The sequence below is a fragment of the Acinetobacter sp. Ac_5812 genome (genome assembly GCF_013072695.1).
Taxonomy (GTDB): domain Bacteria; phylum Pseudomonadota; class Gammaproteobacteria; order Pseudomonadales; family Moraxellaceae; genus Acinetobacter.
The window spans coordinates 274,795-296,500 of the sequence record NZ_LXUK01000008.1 but is presented as its reverse complement, the minus strand read 5'-3'; the positions used below and the strand labels follow the sequence as shown (position 1 = coordinate 296,500).

20 protein-coding genes are annotated in these 21,706 nt (G+C 41.9%); 13 read left to right on the top strand and 7 right to left on the bottom strand.

The features are described 5' to 3' along the window. Positions 1 to 98: 98 nt before the first annotated feature. A complete protein-coding gene (locus A7P55_RS07400) occupies positions 99 to 1,391 on the bottom strand; it encodes an OprD family outer membrane porin (RefSeq protein WP_171551638.1) in 1,293 nt (430 codons plus the stop codon). A 740-nt stretch (positions 1,392 to 2,131) separates the two neighbouring features. Here A7P55_RS07400 and A7P55_RS07395 point away from each other — a divergent pair. Continuing rightward, the gene (locus tag A7P55_RS07395) at positions 2,132 to 2,902 is read left to right on the top strand and encodes a TorF family putative porin (RefSeq protein ID WP_171551637.1); all 771 of its coding nucleotides are present in this window, start codon (positions 2,132 to 2,134) and stop codon (positions 2,900 to 2,902) included. A 110-nt stretch (positions 2,903 to 3,012) separates the two neighbouring features. Here the strand turns inward: A7P55_RS07395 and A7P55_RS07390 are convergent, their stop codons facing one another. After that, on the bottom strand, positions 3,013 to 3,777 hold the full coding sequence (locus A7P55_RS07390; protein WP_171551679.1) for a TSUP family transporter: 765 nt from the start codon (positions 3,775 to 3,777) through the stop codon (positions 3,013 to 3,015). Between the two features lie 390 nt (positions 3,778 to 4,167). On the opposite strand from A7P55_RS07390, the gene A7P55_RS07385 reads away from it, so the two are divergent. Continuing rightward, positions 4,168 to 4,956, top strand: a complete 789-nt coding sequence (locus A7P55_RS07385; RefSeq protein ID WP_171551636.1) for a TorF family putative porin — start codon at positions 4,168 to 4,170, stop codon at positions 4,954 to 4,956. A 42-nt stretch (positions 4,957 to 4,998) separates the two neighbouring features. On the opposite strand, the gene A7P55_RS07380 is transcribed toward A7P55_RS07385, so the two are convergent. Both A7P55_RS07380 and A7P55_RS07375 read right to left on the bottom strand, forming a co-directional pair. Further along, the gene (locus tag A7P55_RS07380; RefSeq protein WP_171551678.1) at positions 4,999 to 6,486 is read right to left on the bottom strand and encodes a YifB family Mg chelatase-like AAA ATPase; all 1,488 of its coding nucleotides are present in this window, start codon (positions 6,484 to 6,486) and stop codon (positions 4,999 to 5,001) included. A gap of 69 nt (positions 6,487 to 6,555) precedes the next feature. Continuing rightward, positions 6,556 to 6,783: an accessory factor UbiK family protein gene (locus A7P55_RS07375; RefSeq protein WP_004802123.1), complete on the bottom strand. Its 228-nt coding sequence runs from the start codon at positions 6,781 to 6,783 to the stop codon at positions 6,556 to 6,558. Between the two features lie 275 nt (positions 6,784 to 7,058). Between A7P55_RS07375 and glnK the strand changes: the two genes are divergently transcribed. From glnK to A7P55_RS07340, 7 genes are all read left to right on the top strand, one after another. Beyond that, positions 7,059 to 7,397 carry a P-II family nitrogen regulator gene (gene glnK, locus A7P55_RS07370; RefSeq protein WP_004656379.1) on the top strand — a complete coding sequence of 113 codons (339 nt, stop codon included), beginning with the start codon at positions 7,059 to 7,061 and terminating at the stop codon, positions 7,395 to 7,397. Between the two features lie 67 nt (positions 7,398 to 7,464). Next, on the top strand, positions 7,465 to 8,871 hold the full coding sequence (locus A7P55_RS07365; RefSeq protein WP_005200614.1) for an ammonium transporter: 1,407 nt from the start codon (positions 7,465 to 7,467) through the stop codon (positions 8,869 to 8,871). A gap of 157 nt (positions 8,872 to 9,028) precedes the next feature. Continuing rightward, a complete protein-coding gene (gene nrdR, locus A7P55_RS07360; protein ID WP_171551635.1) occupies positions 9,029 to 9,493 on the top strand; it encodes a transcriptional regulator NrdR in 465 nt (154 codons plus the stop codon). Between the two features lie 12 nt (positions 9,494 to 9,505). Continuing rightward, entirely contained in the window at positions 9,506 to 10,606 is a 1,101-nt protein-coding gene (ribD, locus tag A7P55_RS07355; protein ID WP_171551634.1) for a bifunctional diaminohydroxyphosphoribosylaminopyrimidine deaminase/5-amino-6-(5-phosphoribosylamino)uracil reductase RibD, read from the top strand. Further along, on the top strand, positions 10,603 to 11,895 hold the full coding sequence (locus tag A7P55_RS07350) for a DNA adenine methylase (RefSeq protein ID WP_171551633.1): 1,293 nt from the start codon (positions 10,603 to 10,605) through the stop codon (positions 11,893 to 11,895). The genes ribD and A7P55_RS07350 overlap by 4 nt, the downstream gene beginning before the upstream one ends. 395 nt (positions 11,896 to 12,290) lie before the next feature. Continuing rightward, entirely contained in the window at positions 12,291 to 13,130 is an 840-nt protein-coding gene (locus A7P55_RS07345; protein ID WP_171551632.1) for an MIP/aquaporin family protein, read from the top strand. A 152-nt stretch (positions 13,131 to 13,282) separates the two neighbouring features. Next, entirely contained in the window at positions 13,283 to 13,942 is a 660-nt protein-coding gene (locus A7P55_RS07340; RefSeq protein WP_004656373.1) for a riboflavin synthase, read from the top strand. A gap of 43 nt (positions 13,943 to 13,985) precedes the next feature. Here the strand turns inward: A7P55_RS07340 and A7P55_RS07335 are convergent, their stop codons facing one another. Genes A7P55_RS07335 through A7P55_RS07325 form a run of 3 tightly spaced genes read right to left on the bottom strand, consistent with a single transcriptional unit; the run spans position 13,986 to position 16,507 of the window. Further along, complete coding sequence (locus A7P55_RS07335; RefSeq protein WP_171551631.1) at positions 13,986 to 14,612, bottom strand: hypothetical protein; 627 nt, start codon at positions 14,610 to 14,612, stop codon at positions 13,986 to 13,988. A 35-nt stretch (positions 14,613 to 14,647) separates the two neighbouring features. Continuing rightward, the gene (locus A7P55_RS07330; protein ID WP_171551630.1) at positions 14,648 to 15,055 is read right to left on the bottom strand and encodes a DNA polymerase III subunit chi; all 408 of its coding nucleotides are present in this window, start codon (positions 15,053 to 15,055) and stop codon (positions 14,648 to 14,650) included. Between the two features lie 3 nt (positions 15,056 to 15,058). Beyond that, positions 15,059 to 16,507 carry a leucyl aminopeptidase gene (locus tag A7P55_RS07325; RefSeq protein WP_171551629.1) on the bottom strand — a complete coding sequence of 483 codons (1,449 nt, stop codon included), beginning with the start codon at positions 16,505 to 16,507 and terminating at the stop codon, positions 15,059 to 15,061. A gap of 154 nt (positions 16,508 to 16,661) precedes the next feature. On the opposite strand from A7P55_RS07325, the gene lptF reads away from it, so the two are divergent. From lptF to A7P55_RS07305, 4 genes are all read left to right on the top strand, one after another. Beyond that, positions 16,662 to 17,762: an LPS export ABC transporter permease LptF gene (gene lptF, locus A7P55_RS07320; RefSeq protein ID WP_171551628.1), complete on the top strand. Its 1,101-nt coding sequence runs from the start codon at positions 16,662 to 16,664 to the stop codon at positions 17,760 to 17,762. Next, complete coding sequence (lptG, locus tag A7P55_RS07315; protein ID WP_171551627.1) at positions 17,762 to 18,832, top strand: LPS export ABC transporter permease LptG; 1,071 nt, start codon at positions 17,762 to 17,764, stop codon at positions 18,830 to 18,832. The genes lptF and lptG overlap by 1 nt, the downstream gene beginning before the upstream one ends. Positions 18,833 to 18,946: 114 nt before the next feature. Next, positions 18,947 to 20,491 (top strand): 2,3-bisphosphoglycerate-independent phosphoglycerate mutase, encoded by a 1,545-nt coding sequence (gpmI, locus tag A7P55_RS07310; RefSeq protein WP_171551626.1) that lies wholly within the window; start codon positions 18,947 to 18,949, stop codon positions 20,489 to 20,491. 9 nt (positions 20,492 to 20,500) lie between these two features. Then, positions 20,501 to 21,676 (top strand): S41 family peptidase, encoded by a 1,176-nt coding sequence (locus A7P55_RS07305; protein ID WP_171551625.1) that lies wholly within the window; start codon positions 20,501 to 20,503, stop codon positions 21,674 to 21,676. The last annotated feature ends 30 nt before the right edge of the window (positions 21,677 to 21,706 follow it).

Below are 21,706 nucleotides of genomic sequence, written 5' to 3'. Positions count from 1 at the left end.
TTTGAAATGCTGAGCCACGCTTGAAATTTTTAAAGCTTGGTCATAAAAAAACTCCATTCATTCGAATGGAGTTTTTTTATTGCTTGATCAACTGTGAATTAGAATAATTTCACAGGGATATCAAGCCAGATACGCCATTCGTTGGTATCACCAATGTAGGCATTTGTTTGGTATTCATCACTTGCACGGTAGTAAGAGTGACGCAAACGTAAGCTTGCATCTTTAGCAAAACCAGATTGAACAGTGTATTTCACTTGGTTAAAGAACTCACGCTCTTTGGCATTGTCAGTCAAGTTTTTAACTTTAATGTCCCAACCGTATACATAAGCAGTGGTCCAGCTTAAACCTGGAACGCCATAGCTACCAAAATCGACGTTATACTGAAGCTGCGCAGATTTTTCACTGTTACCAATGAAGTCAGACAAGTAAGAGTTTGGCAAATAGATACTTTGTGCACCATCAGCATTCTCACCATAGTCATAACCAGTATTGCCATTGTTTTGTTGGTAAGCCAACATCACGCTGTGCGGACCAGTGTTATAGGTTGTAGAAAGTGCCCAAATGGTATTTTTACGATTCGACAAATCATCAGTTGTACTTGAATACGTACTTCCTTTTTCATCCCACTTGGTGTGGTATGCGCTTAAGTCATAAGTCAAACCACTGTTTTTATCTAATGCTTGTTTGTAGTTCACATTGATATAATGACGATCCAACTTATCTTTGCTGTCTAAGCCAAAATAAGCGGCATTTAAGTTGTCATCAAATTTGTATTTTGCGCCCCAAACCACTGCACGATCTAAACGGCGACCATCGGTATTGATCTGATCTGAGTATTGGTCTTTGGTGAATTTACCCGCAGTTAACTCTAAACCATCAATTTCACGGCTAGTTGCCAAAACACCTTCAAAGTATTCAGGAACCAAACGCGTGGTATTGCTGGCTAAGACAGGGATGTCTAAAATTTGGGTACCATAAGTCACGGTTGTATTTGAAATACGTGCTTTTACAAAACCGCCACCACGTGCCCAATGATCATAGGTATCGCCAGTATTGTCTTTACCATTTAGGCGTTCGCGAGGGATCATGCCGTTACCAGCATTATTGTTCGAACCTAATTTAAAAGAACCATCACCAATGATACCTGCACCAAAGCCAACTAAACCTTGAGTAAAACCAGTTTCCAGTTTCACCATTGCCGTCTGAGCATATGAGCTTGTGTCTTTGACACCATTCTTTTTGTCACGATTTAAATAACCAGTACGGAATAAAATATCCCCTTTGGCATCTTCAACAAGTCCTTTTGCTTCGCTTTGTTCGCTTGCATATGTTGAGGTAATTAACGCGGCATTAATCAAAACCGCTAAAGTAAGTTTATTTGCCTTTGGCATAGCTCGCCTCATTAAAAAAAATAAATTTGGGATAGAACCGAAATTTTGACCAATTGTATAAGTTATGCATAAAAAAGATAGATTTTTATTAAAATAATTTAATTAATATTAAATAAAATACTTATATAATTTTATGATTTGTTTCTCGTTTAAAAAACCATCAAATTAAATTTAAGATAATGATTTTTATATTTAATTTAATTTAATTTGGTTGCAAAATAAGCTGTATATTTTTTGATTTAATTTTATAAAAATATGTGATTTATTGCATTATTTTTTCTTTTTATTGAATGAGTTATTTTTCCTTTGTTTAAAAAATAAGCGTATCGGTTTGCAAAAAATACCATCCCGACGAATGACAGTGACTCATCAATCCAAAAGTTACAGATGTTCAGGCGAATTTAAGTTTTTTGCCGATGCACTTTTATGGAACACTGCCTGCTTTTTCTACACAATGCTTATCTTTTAAACGCTTTGTTGCTTTTTTACTTTGCAGATATGCCTCTTTTTTGTGCAATAAATAGCCTTTATTTTTATGACGCTTCTAAATAGTTCAAAAAAACAGATCTGTTTTGGATAAAGATCAATTCCAAGGCACAGATGACAGAAGCTCAGCACTTTTATGGGACAAAATCGAGATTTAAGGCAGTTTTTATAGAGTTGGCACAACAATTGCTAATTACTTTTCGATGCAATTTAAAACATAAATCAGTCGAATATCCATCATGGGGGAGATCAATATGATGAAATTTGCATGTAAAGCAATCGCGTTGAGTATTTGTGCAGTGACTTCGACTTTTGCTATGGCGGAAGAAACAAATACATTATCTCAATACGGCCTTAGCTTTTCTGGAACCGCTGCTTTAACGACAGATTATCGTTATCGTGGTATTACTCAAACTGAAAGTGATCCTGCGGTTCAAGGTGGTTTTACATTGACACATTCATCTGGTTTATATGCCGGTGTGTGGGGTTCAAATGTTAATTTTGGCGCTCCAGATCCACATTTGGAGTTAGATCCATATGTGGGCTATGCGACGGAACTTCCATTTGCGGGTAAACCGACTTTAGATGTGGGTTTATGGTACTACGGCTATCCAAGTGCATCTGATCTGAACTGGTTAGAACTCTATGCAAAATTAGGCTTTAAAAATGTCTTGGCATCTGGCGACAGCTTATTGGGTAGTTTGAACTATACCAATGATTTTGCAGGTACAGATGAGAATGGTTGGTATGTCAATGCGACTTATAATGTTCCTTTCGCTGATACCGGTTTCGGTGGTGTTGCAAGCATTGGTTATACCAAAGTAGATATTGATGAAGCATTTGGTCAAAAAGATGCTAAAGATAATTATGTTGATTGGAAAGCTGGCGTGACTTATAGCGTCAAATCAGTATCGGGTTTAACGGCTGAACTCGCAGCAATCGGTACTAATATTGATGCGCAGACTCAACCTTATAAACGTGGCGTTGAGACAGGTGCTGTATTTACCTTGACTAAAGCATTCTAAGTTCTTTGAATCAATAAAAAGCCAGCATTTTTGCGGGCTTTTTTTATACAGATTTCGGTCGAATTGTTTTAAGCCGCTAGAGCTTTGGTTCAACCAGGTTTTACAGCCATTTAGAATATAGAGAATCCCATTCTGATAATGAGAAAAACTAAAAGGATCAGAAAAAATAATCTGATAAATTGGCTGCCATAGCGTAATGCCAGAAAAACACCCACTAAAGAACCCATCATATTACAGACGGCGATCGTTAATCCGATTTCCCACAAGACATGACCTGTGGGTATAAAAAATAAAAGTGCTGCGCTAAATGTCCCAAGGTTAACAACCTTTGCCGATGCTGAAGCATTGAGGAAATCAAAACCGAAAACTTTGACAAATAGAAAGAGTAGAAAACTTCCGCTTCCAGGCCCAAAAACACCATCATAAAATCCAATCAATCCACCAAAAAAGATTCCGAGCAAGATTTCTTTATGTCCGCATTTGAGATAAGTACTTCGAGCACCTAAATCCTTCTTTAAAAATGTATAAACAGCCATCAGGATGAGTAAACAAAAAATGACATATGTCATCAATTGTTTGGGAATATAGGCAGTGGTCATCGCCCCAATAAATGCAAATATAAATGCTGCAAGCATTGTGGGAATCAGAAGCTTCCACACAAATTTGATTTTATGAACAAATTTAAAAATAGAAGATGCTGTTCCAGCCCAAACAGCTAACTTATTTGTACCAAAAACGGTCGCAATACTGTGTTGTGGCAAAGCATGTAGTAGGGCTGGTATTTGTACTAAACCACCACCGCCAACTGCCGCATCAATCAGACCGCCACAGAAAGCAAAGAACCCTAAAGTCAGCAGGACGGTTTCATTAATCATCATATCAGCCAGTCTAAAATTTTTATGTTGTTCGCACTTTTGAAAGAACAGCATGCGAATCTTGTTGGATGATTATTAAACATTGTTTCTTTTGAGCTTGCTGTTTTTTTATGCTGTTTAGGAACTAAGGTTTTGAATGAATATAAATGATTTGCTTGGCTAAAAAGGTGCTTTTTATGCCCTATGAAGGATAGGAGTCGCTCATTTCAGTTGCATGATTAGAAATACTTTGCTTTAAAACTGAGAAAATGTTGAGTTAATTTTTATTAGTGTTTGATTTTATTTATCTTTTTTTGTTTTTGTGATTTGGCACAGCAATTGCTAACTAGCTTGTGATGCAATTTAAAGCTTAAAAATCAATTGAGTATCTAAAAATAGGGGGAGATCAATATGATGAAGTTTGCATGCAAGGTTGCTGTACTGGGAGTAATGACTGCTACATCAACTTTGAGTTTGGCTGAAGAAACAAAACTACCATTTCCAGGCACGGTTACAGGAAATGTGAATGTGGTATCGAGCTACAATTTACGTGGTATGACCAACTCACCAGAGAGTGATACACCAGCGGTTCAAGGGGGGCTGGATTATAGCCATGACAGTGGCTTCTATTTGGGCTATTGGTTTTCGACTTTAACCGCTGCCTATGCTGATTTTAATACTTCGCCTACTGATGTGAAAGAAGAGAAAAAATCCTTCGAAAACGATTTTTACGCGGGCTATAAAGGCAAAATTACCGAGGATCTTGGTTATCAGATTGGTGGGACAATTTATTACTATTATCCAGGTTGGGAATCGACAGGTTATGAAACCATCTTGGGTTTGAGCTATAAAGATTTCAGCATTACCGCGCAGACTTTATTGAATAATGTGACTTTCGGGAACAAAGGGGATACTTATTTCCTGGCGACCTATGCGCCAAAACTTGCAGGTGGATTTACAGGTAAAGCGCAAGTTGCAGCCTATTATTATGGGGATGACGACGAGTATCTGGCTTATCAGGCCAAAGCTGGTGATGTAACCAAAACGGATTTTGCTTTCCGTCATGCGACGCTGGGTTTATCGCATCCATTGGGCAATACAGGCGCAACATGGAGTCTGGATTATATTTTTGGCGGCTATACCCGTGATGAAACCAAACAAAAGAATAAAGTGGTGTTAGCGCTTGGTTATGCCTTCTAACTGAGACTGATGCATAAAAAAAGCGGCCTTGAGGCCGCTTCTTTAGCTTTGCTGACCACGGTAGGACAAGGCTTCAGTGATATGGGTGCTACTGATGAATTCATTTTCGGCTAAATCTGCAATGGTTCGAGCCACTCTTAACACCCGGTGATAGGCACGAGCAGAAAGGTTGAGCCGCTGTTGTGCCATTTCAATAATTTTTGTCGAGCTGTCATCTAATAAGGCATGCTGTTCCAATAATTTTGGAGAGAGCGCCTGATTTAAACAATGTTGTCTTTGGATCTGTTTTTCATAAGCATGGATGACGCGTTGTCGTACCGTGTCAGAGTTTTCGGTTGGGGTACGATCCTGTAATTCTTGTGCTTGTAAAGGTGGAACATCAATATGTAAATCAATCCGATCTAACAAAGGTCCTGAAATTCGATTTTGATAACGTTGAATGCTGTCTGGAGAACATTGGCAACGACTATCCTGATTAAAGGCATAACCACAAGGGCAGGGGTTCATCGCGGCGATAAACTGAAAATTTGCAGGAAAGGTCATTTGTCGCGCTGCGCGTGAAATCACGATCTCTTTGGATTCCAGTGGTTGGCGCAGAACTTCGAGGACTTTGCGATCAAATTCGGGTAATTCATCCAAAAATAAAACACCCAGATGCGCTAGGGTGATTTCGCCGGGTTTGGGTTGAGAACCACCACCGACCAAGGCGATCGCAGATGCGGTATGGTGCGGTGATCGGAAAGGGCGTTGTCCAAAGCGATGTTGTGCATTGGCAACCGAGTAAATACTGGCGACTTCTAAATTTTCCTGTGCATTGAGCGGAGGCAAAATAGAGGGTAGCCGTGAAGCCAACAGTGTTTTACCAGTGCCAGGTGGTCCTTTGAACAATAATGAGTGTCCACCTGCTGCTGCAATCTCTAAGGCACGACGTGGCCGGAGTTGTCCTTTAACATCTGCGAGGTCAAGTTGATAAGACGTTAAACCAAGAGTTGATCTTTGTGGTGCAGCAGTAATTTGAGAATTGCCCGAAAAATGTGCACAGACATCCTGTAGGTGATTGGCCGCATATACCTCAAAATTGGGAAGCTGATTGGCTTCTTCTAAATTGCCTTTAGGCAGTAACAGACGATGCTCTGCTTGTTGGCAGGCCATCGCGATGGTTAATGCGCCTGAAATCGGGCGTAAATGTCCATCTAATGCCAGTTCCCCAATGAATTCAAAACCTTCAGTGCTATTTTCGGGTAATTGACCTGATGCAATCAGGATGCCAAGTGCAATGGGTAAATCAAGTCTAGAACCATCTTTAGGGAGGTCAGCGGGTGCTAAATTGATGGTTAAGCGCTTGGTTGGGAACTGAAAACCGCTATTAATAATGGCTGAGCGGACACGATCTTTACTTTCACGTACTGCAGCTTCAGGTAGACCGACAATTGTGAGTGAAGGCAAGCCTGAACTGATGTGAACTTCAACTTCAATTTGTGGGGCATGTAGCCCCAATAAGCCTCGTGTATAAATCTTGGCAAAAGACATCTTATTATTGTTCCATTGTGGTGCTTTATTTTTAATCATTTTTCGGTGCTATTCGCACCGAATTGGTGCTTATTTTTTATTCTGAACGATTTCTTCAAGTATTTTCATTTGCTGTTGCAGCTCAGTGAGGCGTTGATTGGCCGTATTGAGAGCAGTTCGTTGGCGATCAAGCTCTTGTTTAGAGACAAGGTCTAACTTTTCGATGCTTTCACTCAGTAACGCACGTAAGTTTTTTTCTAGGTCTTTTTTAGGTTGGTCAACTTGTTGCAAAATTGCCTGTAAAAGAGTCTCAATCATAAAGTGCTCAATAGGTTATGTATATTTGCTGCTCAGTGTATCACTGCTGGCTATATTCCTCTAGCACACTTCGGGACAGAAGGATGAGTGACTGGTTGATTTCATTCAATATAGCGAAATGAAACTTATTTTCGATGCACTATCTACATCTTCAAGCCTAAATAGGTTATAAAGAAAGCTTGTGCTCAATATTTAAAAACCCCCAACCTTTAAATATTGGCATGAAAATTGAACATAAAACCTTACTGGTGAAAATAAGCCGAAGGAAAACAAACATGAAGCTTGTAACTGCAATTGTAAAACCATTTAAATTAGATGATGTGCGTGAAGCACTCTCTGAGATTGGTGTTCAAGGGATTACCGTAACTGAAGTCAAAGGTTTCGGACGTCAAAAAGGTCATACAGAACTGTATCGTGGTGCAGAGTATGTGGTTGATTTCTTACCGAAAGTAAAGATTGAAATTGCAATTAGCGATGAAATGGTGGACGCAGTCATTGAATCAATCACTCGTGTCGCAAGCACAGGCAAAATTGGTGACGGTAAAATCTTTGTCACGAATTTAGAGCAAGTCATCCGTATCCGTACGGGTGAAACTGGGCCAGATGCTGTCTAAATTGGCACAAACTTTGCTGAGTTAGAAATAAGAGAAATAGCTCACAAAATGAGGTTGGGGGACACGAATGAAAAAAATGCTTATGGCGCTCAGTCTATCTGGCGCACTCTTAGGTGGTTCAGCGGTGGTTTGGGCAGAAGATGCTGCATCAACACCAGTAACTGAACAAACTGTAGCCGTTGCTGATACGGGTGCTGCAACAACTGAAATTGTAGCCGTTGAAGCTCCAGCTCCAGAAGAGGCTGCTCCTGCTGCTGTAGCAACAGTAGATACGGGTGATACAGCTTGGGTTCTTGTTTCAACAGCATTGGTTCTGTTGATGACTATTCCTGGTTTGGCTCTGTTCTATGGTGGTATGGTGCGTAAGAAAAACGTACTCAGCACCATGATGTTCAGCCTTTCTGCAGCGATCTTAGTGAGTTTAATCTGGGTAATTGCCGGTTACTCATTGGCCTTCTCTGGTTCAGGTGCTTATGTGGGCGACTTGGGCAAAGCGATGCTGAATGGCGTTGCATTTGATGCCTTAAGTGGGACAATTCCTGAAAGCTTATTTGTTATTTTCCAAATGACCTTTGCCATCATCACTGTTGCGATTATCAGTGGTTCGATTGCGGATCGTATGAAATATTCAGCATTTATGGCATTTATCGCAGTATGGGTAATCTTGGTTTATGCACCAATTACTCACTGGGTATGGGCGGCTGATGGCTGGTTATTCAAAGCAGGTGCATTAGATTTTGCTGGTGGTACTGTTGTTCATATTAACGCAGGTGTTGCAGGTTTGGTTGCAGCATATATGTTAGGGAAACGTACAGGTCTTGGCCGTGAATCTATGGCGCCACATAACTTAACCTTAACAGTGATTGGCGCAAGCTTGATTTGGGTAGGTTGGTTCGGCTTTAACGGTGGTAGTGCTTTAGGTGCTGGTGCGCGTGCAAGTATGGCGATTCTTGTGACTCAAGTTGCTGCTGCCGCTGCTGCATTCTCATGGCTCATTGTTGAACGTCTGGTTCGTGGTAAAGCATCAGTTCTTGGTGGTGCATCAGGTGCGGTTGCTGGTTTAGTGGTGATTACACCCGCTGCTGGTTTCGTTGGTGTAGGCGGTGCATTAATCATGGGCTTAATTGGTGGTGTGGTGTGCTTCTGGGGTATTACAGCACTGAAACGCCTGCTTAAAGCGGATGATGCTCTAGATGCGTTCGGTTTACATGCTGTTGGTGGTATCGTTGGTGCGATTCTTACGGGTGTGTTCTACAGTGATGAAATCATTAAAGCGGCAAATGTTGCACTTGCACCAACCTTTATCGGTCAATTGTGGGTACAAATCGAAGGTGTGTTAGCGACAATCGCGTATAGCGCAATTGTGACCTTCATTATCCTGAAAGTAATTGATTTGGTGATTGGTATCCGTGTCAGCGCTGATGATGAACGTATGGGTCTTGACCTGAGCCAACATGGCGAACGTATCGAATAATCTGCATAACATGCGATTTAAAAAACAGCCCGAATGGGCTGTTTTTTTGGACTTATTTCTTGCACTTCGATCAAAGTGCTACTTTGCTCTTGTTCAAGTTCTGCAATTGCAGAAACTTTGCTACACTTAAGCAAAGAGAGTAAATAATCACGCAACTATGCATTGTCCATTTTGTAACGCCGCTGATAGTAAAGTCATAGACTCCCGTTTGGCTGCCGAAGGCTGCCAGATTCGACGTCGTCGTGAATGCGTCATTTGTGGGGAGCGATTTACCACCTTTGAGAGTTATGATGTGGTGATGCCACGTGTGATCAAATCCGACGGTAAAAATGAACCTTTTGATGAGGCCAAACTACGTCGTTCTTTAATGCATGCCTTGCAAAAACGTCCTGTCACTCAGGAACAAATTGAAACCGTACTCAGTGATATTCAATCGCAGATTCGTCGTCTAGGCGAGCGTGATGTCAAATCCAGAACCATTGGTGAAATCGTGATGCAGGCATTATTTGCATTGGATCATGTTGCCTATGTTCGATTTGCTTCTGTGTACCAAGATTTCCAAGATGTAGAAGCATTTCGCCATCAAATTGAGCAAATGCAACAACGTGAAAATGAAGTTTAAATTCGAGAGATCATGTCTGAGTTAACCCAAGATCATTTATCTGAACATCAGTATTGGATGCAGCGTGCTATTGAATTGGCTCGACTTGGACAATATTCGACTAAACCCAATCCAAATGTCGGTTGTGTCATCGTCAAAGATGGCCAATTGATTGGAGAGGGGTATCATCCAAAGGCAGGGCAGCCGCATGCGGAAGTATTTGCATTGCGTCAGGCAGCTGAGAACGCCAAAGATGCAACTGCATATGTCACTTTAGAACCTTGCGCGCATTACGGGCGAACACCACCTTGTGCAGAAGCTTTGGTCAAATCTCAGGTAAAAAAAGTTGTGATTGCCTGTTCAGATCCGAATCCATTGGTTGCAGGTAAAGGCGTCCAGATTTTACAAGCTGCAGGTATAGAGGTTGAAACGGGTGTTTGTGCTGAAACAGCAAAAACGCTCAACATGGGCTTTTTAAAAGCCATGTCAACTGGGCTGCCTTATGTCCGCTTAAAAATTGCCTCTAGCTTGGATGGTCGTACCGCGATGGCATCAGGGGAGTCAAAATGGATTACAGGCACAGCAGCACGCCAAGATGTGCAGCACTGGCGTGCCATTTCAGGCGCAGTCATTACGGGAATTCAAACGGTTTTAGCCGATGATTGTGAATTGAACGTACGTGCATTAGATGGAATTGAACTGAGCACGGTGGTTCAACCTAAGCGTATTGTGCTGGACCGCCAAGGACGACTGCCGTTGAGCGCCAAGATTTTACAAAATCCCGAAACTGTCATGGTGATGACACCATTTCGTCAAGAACTTGCAGATATAGGCGTGATACAATTGCCACCGCAAGCTTTAAATCAATTATTGCAGACCCTAACTCAACAGTACCAAATTTATGATGTATTGGTTGAGGCTGGTGCAACTTTATCAACGGCCTTTTTAGAACAAGGATTGGTTGATGAAATGATTAGTTATGTTGCACCAACTTTACTTGGTCAATCTGCTCGAGCTATGTTTAATGCTGAATTTAGCAAAATGGCAGAGCAGCTCCGTTTTGAGTTGGTCGATGTAACCCAACTTGGGCAAGACATTCGCCTAAGATTGCTCCCTATCCAAGAGATGATATGAATCCAGAACCATCGGTTTATCACAAGCGTCGTCATGCTGCCCGTACGACTGACGAATATCTTTTTCATCAGTTAGTGCCGTATCTCGGTAATAAGCGTCGACTGCTTCATCTGATTCTTGAAGCGCTTGAGATTACAGGGACACTGAATAGCAAGAAAAAGAATCCACCGATTTTTGCTGATTTCTTTGCGGGGAGCGGTGTGGTCTCTCGTTTAGCTCGTCAAAATGGTTATCGCGTGATTGCCAATGACTGGGAACCGTATAGTCATGCCTTGAACAATGCGATTTTGGCTTGTGTTGATGCGCCTGCATTTAAAGAGTTAGGCGGCTATCAGAAAGCCATTGATTACCTGAATCGCTTGCCTGAAGTTAAAGGTTGGGTCACGCATAATCTCTGCCCACGTAATGATGATGTGTATGATCCTGCCCGTGATCGCCTGTTCTTCAAACGTCGTAACGGCATGCGGATCGATGCGATTCGTCAGCAGATTGCAACTTGGCAAGCACAGGGTGCAATTAATGATGTGGAAATGAGTGCTTTATTGGCACCATTACTGTATTCCGCAAGTTTCGTCAGTAATACCAGTGGCGTTTTCAAGAGTTTCCACCAAGGTTGGGGCGGACGTACCCAAACGGCGCTGGAGCGGATTGAATCGTTATTGTGGCTGACACCGAGCCGCTTTTGCGAGATTGGTGATCCTAAACGTCCAGCTGCTGAAGTGTGGTGTGTCGATGCACAGCACTTGGCTAATCAAATGAGTAGCTTTGAGGTTGATGTCGCCTATCTTGATCCACCCTATAATCAGCATGCTTATAGCAGTAACTATCATGTTCTGAATGCACTGACTTTATGGGATCAAGTGGACTTGCCATCCCCAGACACCAAGGGTTTTAAAAGTGGTATTGATCGAGCTTGGCGTAAAGAGCGTCCAAGTCCTTATAACTCATCTAAATATGCCAAAGAGGCCTATGAAAAGTTATTGGAAACGATTAATGCACGTTATATTTTGACCAGTTACTCGACTGATGGAAATATTGAGCCGAAAGACTTGCTGACTGCAAATTTGAAGCGCGGTAAAGTGACTTTATTGACCCAAGATGTTCCACGTTATCGGGTCAGTAAACAACGCCAGTCTGAACGCGCGCGCGTACTTGAGTTTATTGTGATCACGGATACCCATGCTAAGTCAGGGCCACCATTACGACAGCTTTTGGGGCAGTTGTACCATTTCGCTGAATTGGGTGGGGTCGACACCACGGGCAATAGCACCCAACTGGCACTTTGGTAAAAGAAAAAAGACACCACTTTGGCCACAAAGTGGTGTTTTTGTATCCAATATTTACTGAGTATCGGTTAATTAGATTAATTTAATCGTTTTGTAAGATAAGCCTCTGTTTTTATAGTAAATTTCTATCAATTTTAAGTTGGTTTATACATGCTAAGTCATACATTTAAATTAGAAGTTAGAAAATTATAATTAATAAATAATGATTTAAAACAAATATATAGATTCTTGTTACTCTCTATTTTTATAATCGTGTTCACCGAAATAAGGATGGAAATACTTTGACCAATCGTTCAAATTTTTACCAAATGATATTGACCGTATCTGAAAATAACTATAGTTTGCCGAGCTTAATTTAGGGTCTTGCCTATTTGCAGCGATGACCAAGAGAGGTTGTTATGAGTCGCTCGGAACCCACCTTATTGGGGCAATGTGTAGCTGAATTTTTTGCTACCGCAATTTTTTTATCATTCGGTATTGGTGTGGTGGCTGCACTTAAACTTGCAGGGGCGAGTTTAGGCTTGTGGGAAATCAGCATTGTCTGGGGTTTGGCTGTTGCATTGGCGGTCTATTTATCAGCAGGTATTTCAGGGGCGCATCTTAATCCTGCGGTGACTATCGCATTGGCACTTTTTGCTGGCTTCGATAAGCGTAAAGTCCCGTTCTATATCATTGCTCAAGTGGCTGGCGCAGCAACGGGTGCATTGCTGGTATACGGGTTATATAGCAATTTATTTGTGGATTATGAACAGACTCATCACATGGTACGTGGTAGTGTCGAAAGTCTGGAACTGGCAGGAATTTTCTCGACCTATCCACATCATTTGCTCTCGATTGGGCAGGCTTTTATGGTGGAAATGTTTATCACCATGTTGCTACTCTGGTTGATTATGGCGATTGGTGATGACAGCAATGGCTTACCCCGTGGTGCTTTGGCACCGATCTTGGTGGGCTTGTTAGTGGCCGTGATTGGTGCTTCTTTTGGCCCATTAACGGGCTTTGCCATGAACCCTGCACGTGATTTTGGTCCAAAGATTGTGGCTTATTTCTCGGGTTGGGGACCTGTTGCATTTACAGGTGGTCGTGATATCCCGTATTTCATTGTTCCGATTATTGCACCGATCGTTGGCGCTTGCTTGGGCGTACTTGGCTATAAACTGTTCTTTAGCCATTTCTTGCTGAATCATAAAGTTGAAGTTAAAGCGACGGCTGAAAAACAAGTGTCTGAAATGCAATAAAGACCTTATGAATAATCTAAAGGGCAGTCAACGGATTGCCCTTTTTATTTGCCTGTGTTTGCACTACACATGCCTTGTTATCTCTAGTTCTTTGCTTTAAGGTATCTTCTTTACAGTGGTACATACTGCAATAAAGGTAGGTTGAAACTCCCATGTTTACAGGCATTATTGAAAGTTTAGGTAAGGTTGAGAGCCTACAAAGTGTAGGTGGTGACGTTCGTTTGCGTATTCAAACTGATTTGGATATGTCTGATGTACATTTGGGGGATTCGATTGCCACCAACGGGATCTGCCTGACTGTGATTGAATGGGGTGAAAACTGGTATGCAGCTGACGTTTCGCGTGAGAGTTTAAACCGTACCACATTAGGTCAATGGAAAGTCGGTCAAGCCGTCAATGTAGAAAAAGCGATGTTGCCAACTACACGTTTTGGTGGACATATTGTCAGTGGTCATGTCGATGGTTTAGGTGAAATTACCTTAGTGCGACATGATGCACGTTCACTGTATTTTGAAGTGACAGCGCCTGTTGAATTAGCCAAATATTTAGCCGAAAAAGGTTCAGTCACTGTCGACGGGATCAGTCTAACCATTAATCATTTACGCGGTAATATTTTAAGTTTGAATTTGATCCCACATACTGCAGAGCGTACCAATATTGGCACTTGGCAGGTTGGAAGCAAAGTCAATTTGGAAGTGGATGTACTGGCACGCTACATTGAGCGTTTATTATTAGGTGATAAGGCTGCGGAACAGAAAACTGAATCGAATATCAGTATGGCTTTTTTAGCTGAAAACGGTTTTTTAAAATAAAAGATGAAGTATAAAAAAGCCCAGTTCGAACTGGGCTTTTTTATTATTTTTCGTCTGAAAATTCACTCTTTTTCAAGATATAGTCAATTTCATCTTGTGCGAGGGCATGTAACTTGGCGCGGAATACAGTTACTGCTTGCTCAATTAAACCTTCGGCTTCTAATTCAAGTCGTACACGGACACTTTCCAACTCTGACAGAATTTGCTGATCATCGATCACAACACGTTGAGCCTTTGAATAATCGATATTTGGGTGCTCAGGGTTACTTTGATAGCGTTCGGTTTGCTGTGCAATTTCCTGATCAATATGGCCACGTAAGGCAAGCAGGTTTTCAGTCTGTTGTTCAAATTGGCGGGCTTCATCGGCTTGCAGTTGTGCGGCATAGGCAGCTTCGGCAGCACGTTTCTCTTCCAAAGCCTTTTCCAAAGCCAGTTGTTTACGAATACGTGCTTGTTCAATCAAGTCCGCTTTTAAGTCGGCATAGGCTTGATCAATGCGCTGTTGAGAAAGCTTCTGAGCATTTTCTTCATGCTGCGTCCATGTCTGAGTCAGTGTTTGTGGTAGCAGTAGATCACAAATACGTGCTAAATCGTCCTGATAGGTCTGACGGACAGCCTCAGGTGCATTTAACCAACGTTTTTTAAAGTCCTGACCTACATTTAATGCCACAAGACACTCCTCAAATGATGCTGTTTATTGCCGATTTATAATTTAAATGTTCGAGGTTCAATACCTAAACGACGATACATTTTAAATTTTTCCCGCCCGATCTGTTTTGCCGTTTCATTATTTTCAATAATTTCGATAATGTGGCGAAAATCTTGAGTTTGTTCAAGTGCATGATTGTTAAAATTAAACACGATCCAATCATTCGACGGAGGTAGTTCCGCTGAAATACACACAGGACTATGCGGCTGATTGATGCCATGTGGAATAAAACTGAGTGGATCAAAGTTCCAAAGTTTCTCATCTAACTCCGTTTGCTGCTCTGAATCAGCGCAATACCACCAAATTTGTGGATGCTGATTCAGAATCTTGCGGCATAAACGGCAAGCACTTTCGACTTGCCGTTCTTTACTATTTTCAAATAGATAAAAGCTGATTTGTGGCATTTTTTAGTTTTTCGTTGCAACACGATTGGCCAAGAATTGCATTAGTAATGGCACTGGACGACCCGTTGCACCTTTGGCTGCACCCGATAACCACGCCGTACCTGCGACATCGAGGTGTGCCCAACGATAATCACGGGTGAAACGTTCGAGGAAACACGCGGCAGTAATTGCGCCACCATATGGACCGCCAATGTTGGCAATATCAGCAAAAGGAGAATCCAATAATTCTTGATACTCTTCCATCACTGGCATACGCCATACGCGGTCTAGTGACTGTTCACCTGCCTGTTGTAGGTCTTGAGCAAGCTCATCATCTGGCGTAAATAAGCCACTCACTACTTTACCCAGTGCAACAACGCATGCACCTGTGAGGGTTGCAATATCAATCACCAGTGCTGGGTTAAAGCGTTTGATATACGTTAAGGTATCACAGAGAACCAGACGGCCTTCTGCATCGGTATTTAAAATTTCAACCGTTTGACCGCTCATGGTAGTGACGATATCACCTGGACGAGTAGCATGACCAGAAGGCATATTCTCAGCAGCTGCAATCGCACCGACCACATGAATAGGCAATTGTGCTTCGCATAGTGCTTGAATGGTTCCAAGAACAGAAGCTGCGCCGCACATATCAAACTTCATTTCATCCATGCCTAGTCCTGGTTTCAATGAAATACCACCTGTATCAAAGGTCACACCTTTACCGACAAGCACGACAGGTGCTTGATCTACTTTGGCATTGTATTCGAGTGTAATAATGCGACCCGGGCGATCAGAGCCTTTGCTGACTGCAAGGAAGGCATACATCCCCAAGTCCGCCATTTGCTGCTCATCCAGCACTGTGACTTTTAAAAGCGCTGGATATTGTGCTGCAAGTGCAATCGCTTGATCTGCCAAATATTCAGGGAAGCAAATATTACCTGGACGGTTGCCGAGATCACGTGCGTAGTTTTGACCTGATTGCACCGCATGAATTAGATTCAGTTGTGCATCATCTAAAGTGGTCTGATTGGCGATCAGGTGAATTGTTTCTAAGACAGACTCATTCTTTTTCGATTTAAATTCGTCATAACCATAAGCAGCTTGGGTGAGGCTCAAGACAAATAGTGAATGTAAATCGGTTGGGAGTGCTGAAAGATCGACACTAATTTGTTTAAATTTATTTTGTGATGATTTGATAATAGTTTGTGCGAGTTTTGCTAATTTTGTGGCTTTTAACTCGGCACTTTTTCCGAGTCCGAGCAGTTGAGCATTGGCTTGTACGGAAATGTTAGTAATTAAGGCTAAGCTTTCGTTAAAACCTGCTTTGAATTGTGTTGCCTTAAGCACTTCTTCTAGGTGATTGATTTGATATGTATTTAAGTTCTGTTGTAATTGTTCTGAATCAACCAAAATCCACAAAGATTCGCTAGACGCCTGAGTTGGGAATGCGTTATGAAGGGTAAATTTCATTGTTTGTATGGAACCTGATGAGTGAAAAAGAAAGATAAGTCCATTAAACACTTTCAGATATGAGGTTGCAATCCGCAACAAGCGATAGGTTTTATATTTTTAACATTCGGGTAAACTAGCGTTACCTTCAATTGGGCTTTTTGGAAGTATTACTTTGATTATTCGGCGTTATCTCGTCAAACAAGTGGTTTCGACATCACTCGTCGTCATTGGTTTATTAACCCTGATTATGATGGGTGGTCGTTTAATCAAATATTTTGGCGTGGCAGCTCAAGGTCGTTTAGATGCAGGCATTTTATTTAGCATCATTGGCTATCGTTTACCCGAGTTTTTAACGCTGATTCTTCCTTTGGGTTTCTTTATTGCCTTGATGCTGGTGTTTGGTCGTCTTTATGTTGACCATGAAATGGCGGTGTTAAATAGCAGTGGTGTAAGCCGTAACCAGTTGGCACGCATGTTGTTACCGATGACCTTGGTATATCTGGTGGTACAAACCTGTTTAATGGTGTGGATGGGGCCGTGGGGCTTACGTGAGTTTGAAAAACTGACTAGCACACAAGCGGTACGCACGGGCTTTGACTTGGTTCGTCCTAAGGAGTTTATTTCTTCAGGGCCTTTTACAATTTATGCAGACTCATTGTCTGAAGATCGTAAGAATTTAAAAGAGATTTTCTTCTATCAAAAATCCAACCAAGAAGATAAACCAGACATCATGATTTTGGCGAAAGAAGCCACTCGTGTTGAAGTTGCTAATGATACGGCTAATGTCGTGGACTTGGTTCAAGGCCGCCGTTACGAGATTTATCCTAATCAGCCACGTTATCTTCAGGCAGAATTTCAATCTTATCGATTACGTTTAGAAAATGATAAAGATGTGAAATTTGAAAGTGATGATGTAGAAGCATTGTCAATGTCCAAGCTTTGGCAGAAACGGGATGACTCCGTGGTGCGTAGTGAGTTAGGCTGGCGTATCTTTGGGCCATTTATCATTATTGTGGGTTTGATGCTTGCTGTCGCATTGTCTGAAGTGAGTCCGCGTCAAGGGCGTTATTATCGTTTGATTCCTGCGATCTTTATTTTTGCTAGCTTAATTGTGGTACTGATCGCGATTAAGACTCGAATCAGTAAAGATGAGTTGGACATTTGGGCTTATCCAGCTGTGATTTTGGTTTATGCCATTGCAGCCGCAATTTTTGCACGTAAACAAAAATTAGCGCCTAAAATTAAGAAAAGTATGCAGCGAGTGGGGTTGTGATGTTAGCACGTCGAATAGTCGCCAAACATGTGACAAAAACCACGGTTCTAGCCATGCTCGGAACAACGCTGGTGTTATCTTTCCTACAAGTATTATTTACGTACCTTGGTGAATTGGGTTCGCTGAAACCTAACTATAATGCATGGCAGGCCTTTCTATTTGTGATGTGGGGTGCACCGCGTTATTTATATGAAATCCTGCCTGTTGCTGCATTGATTGGCTCTGTTTTAGGACTGGGCGCACTTGCTTCGAATAGTGAACTGATCGTGATGCGTTCTGTTGGTATCAGTTTATGGCGAATTGTTGGCTGGGTCATGCGTTCAGCGCTGTTATTGATCGTACTGTCTTTTGTGTTGAGTGAATGGGTGATTCCTTATACCAACGAACAAGCTCAAAGTATTAAAAAACAACGCAGTGTAGCGGCTTTGGGCGAAGTCAAAGGTTATTGGTCACGTGAAGGTCAGCGTTTTATTTATATTGATTATGCCAACTCACAAGGTCAGCTACGCAACATTCAGACCATTGATTTTGATCAGGACTATCGCTTGCAGTCTTTTGTGACCGCTGAAAAAGGGCAGTTTATTAAAGATGGTGAATGGCAGTTGTCTCAATCACATCAAGTGGATTTACTGGCGCAAGGCAATGCCATTAAAACGGATCATGCTCAGCAATCGCTTGGTTTAGCATTACAGCCGAAATATGTACATATGGTGACCTTGGACCCTGAAGATTTATCTCCAAGCCAGTTGATTAGTTTCATGCGCTATATGGATGAATATAGCCAGGTTCCGAAGACCTATGAATTGGCCTTTTGGCAGAAAGTGACCTCACCATTTTCTTTAATTACTTTGGTGTTGATTGCTTGTTCTTTCATTTTTGGGCCATTACGTCAACAGTCAATGGGTTTCCGTTTGGTGATTTCACTGTTCACAGGCTTAGGTTTCTTCTATCTTCAAGATTTCTTGGGCTATGCAAGCTTGGTGTACGCACCTTCACCTGCATGGTTTGTGCTGATGCCCGTGGTGCTGATCTTTATGGTGGGGAGCTATCTGCTCTATCGAGCACGCTAATCTTGATGGAGAGGTTCTATGATCAGGATTGATGAAAGCCATCAGTCAGGTCATGGAGAATTCGATTAAATTTCGGTAAAATAGACCGATCAAATGACAAACAGAGAGTCCATTATGACGGATGCAAATGCTGGCAAAATTCCTCACGTTCTGGTGATTATGGATGGTGTGGGACATCGTGAAGCAGTTGAAGATAATGCTTTTTTAGCGGCAAAAACGCCAAACCTCACTGCGATGAAGGCCAAGCATCCAAATAGTTTAATCTCAGGTTCAGGCGAAGATGTCGGCTTGCCTGACGGTCAAATGGGCAACTCTGAAGTCGGTCATATGAATTTAGGTGCAGGTCGTGTGCTGTACCAAGATTTTACCCGCATTACTAAAGATATCCGCACTGGTGCTTTTTTTGAGCATGAAGTTTTAATTGATGCTGTAGAAAAAGCCAAAGCAGCAAAGGGTGCCGTACATGTGATGGGCCTGTTGTCTCAAGGCGGTGTTCATTCACATGAAGACCATATCGTGGCAATGTGTGAGCTAGCATTAAAACGTGGTGCAACAGTATATCTACATGCCTTCCTAGATGGACGTGACACTCCACCGCGGAGTGCAAAACCATCATTAGAAAAGTTTGATGCTTTATTTGCTCAATATCCACATCAAGGTCGTATTGTTTCGATGATTGGTCGTTACTTTGCAATGGATCGTGACAACCGTTGGGATCGTGTTGAACAAGCTTATCGCTTAATGACAGAAGGTGAGGCGGTTCGTGTTGTAGACTCTGCCGTCGAAGGCCTAGAACAAGCCTACGCCGCGAATGAAAATGATGAGTTTGTTAAAGCAACACGTATTGGTGAAATTGCCAAAGTGCAAGATGGCGATAGTGTTGTGTTTATGAACTTCCGTGCCGATCGTGCGCGTGAGATTACGCGTGCTTTTGTTGAAAAAGATTTTGCTGGATTTACCCGTAAAGTCGTTCCAAACCTGTCTAAGTTTGTGATGTTGACCCGTTATCAAGCCAGTATTGATGCACCTGTGGCATATATGCCAGAAGGGCTTAAAAACTCGATTGGTGAATATTTGTCAAGTCTGGGTAAGACCCAATTGCGTATTGCTGAAACTGAGAAGTATGCACACGTCACTTTCTTCTTCAGTGGTGGTCGTGAAGATGAATATGAAGGTGAAAAACGTATTCTCATTCCTTCACCGAATGTTGCAACTTACGATTTAAAACCAGAAATGAGTGCTTATGAAGTGACTGATGAGTTGGTGAATGCAATCAATTCTGGTGAGTTTGACCTTTTAGTCGTGAACTATGCCAATGGTGATATGGTTGGACATACGGGTGTGTTTGATGCCGCAGTGAAAGCAGTTGAAACAGTCGATAGCTGTCTAGGCCGAGTTTACGATGCAGTGATGGCGAACAAAGGGCATATGTTAATTACAGCGGATCATGGTAATGTAGAGCAAATGCAAGACTATGATAGTGGGCAGGTTCATACCCAACATACCACAGAATTGGTTCCATTTATTTATGTTGGTCCTACGCAAGCAACGATTGCTGAAGATGGCGTATTGGCGGATGTGGCACCAACACTCTTGCATTTGATGAACATTCCTGTGCCGCCTGAAATGCAAGGCAAGAACTTAATTACTTTAAAATAAGGTGAATCAATGACCCAACACAACAACATTTACCGAGCGTTATGTGCAAGTGTGTTGATGTGTTGGGGACATAGTCTCTCAGCCGCACCAATCACCCATTCTTCAGGGTGGTCGAATGAAGATGCCAAGTCTGGTAATGCTGAAGTCCCAATTGAATCTATTCAACAATTTGTACAGATTTACGGCATCGTCAAAGATAACTATGTCGATAAAAAGTCGGATGATGCTTTATTCCAGCAATCGATTAAAGGCTTGGTGAGCGGTTTAGATCGTTACTCCCGTTATTTATCAGCAGAAGAATATCGTCAACTGATTCAGTATACAGAGGGTGATTTAGCTTCTGTCGATTTCAATTTAAATTATGATGCACATTCGAAAACGTGGCAAATTCAGGATCTGAAGTCTGGTTCGGATTCAAGTAAGCTGGGTTTACGCAATGGACAAGTTATCCTAAAAGTGGATAACCAAGAACTCAAAAGCTTAAATCAAGACCAGGTACAAGGTCTGCTCTATGGCTCGATTGGAAGTACTGTCCAGATACAAACAGAGAATAATAGTACGACCATTTTGGTGAGAAATAAAAAAGTCGAAACTGATATTGAACCCGTTTTATTGCACAATCAGGTATTGGTGCTGAAAATACGTGTTTTTCAGCAAGATACGGCGAATGAGATTAAACGTTTGATTGAAGAATATAGTTCGACCAAACTTAAGGCCGTGGTATTCGATTTACGTAATAATCCAGGGGGCTTGCTTTCAGCCTCGGTCGAAGCGGCGGATCTATTTCTAAATCAGGGTTTAATTGTCACGACTAAAAGTCGTTCTGAAGGTGATCAGCAATTCCAAGCACTTCCTTCTAATGAATTTCAAAATATGAAATTAGGCATTTTAATCAACCGTCGTTCCGCTTCTGCTGCTGAAGTCTTTACAGCGGCATTAAAAGAGCATAAGCGTGCCTGGGTGGTCGGCGAAAATAGTTATGGCAAAGGCGTGGTTCAAAAGTTGTTCCCCCTACCAAGTGGCGCTGCATTGCAGATGACGGTATCACACTATTACACTCCAAATGGCAATATGATTGAAGGTCAAGGCATTCAGCCAAATCAGACCTATGCTTTGTCTGCCGAGATGAAAGAAGATAATTATCTTGAACATGTCACAGATTTGGTTTTGAAAAGTAGATATTAAAAAAAGCCCCTCAGTTGAGGGGCTTTTTTT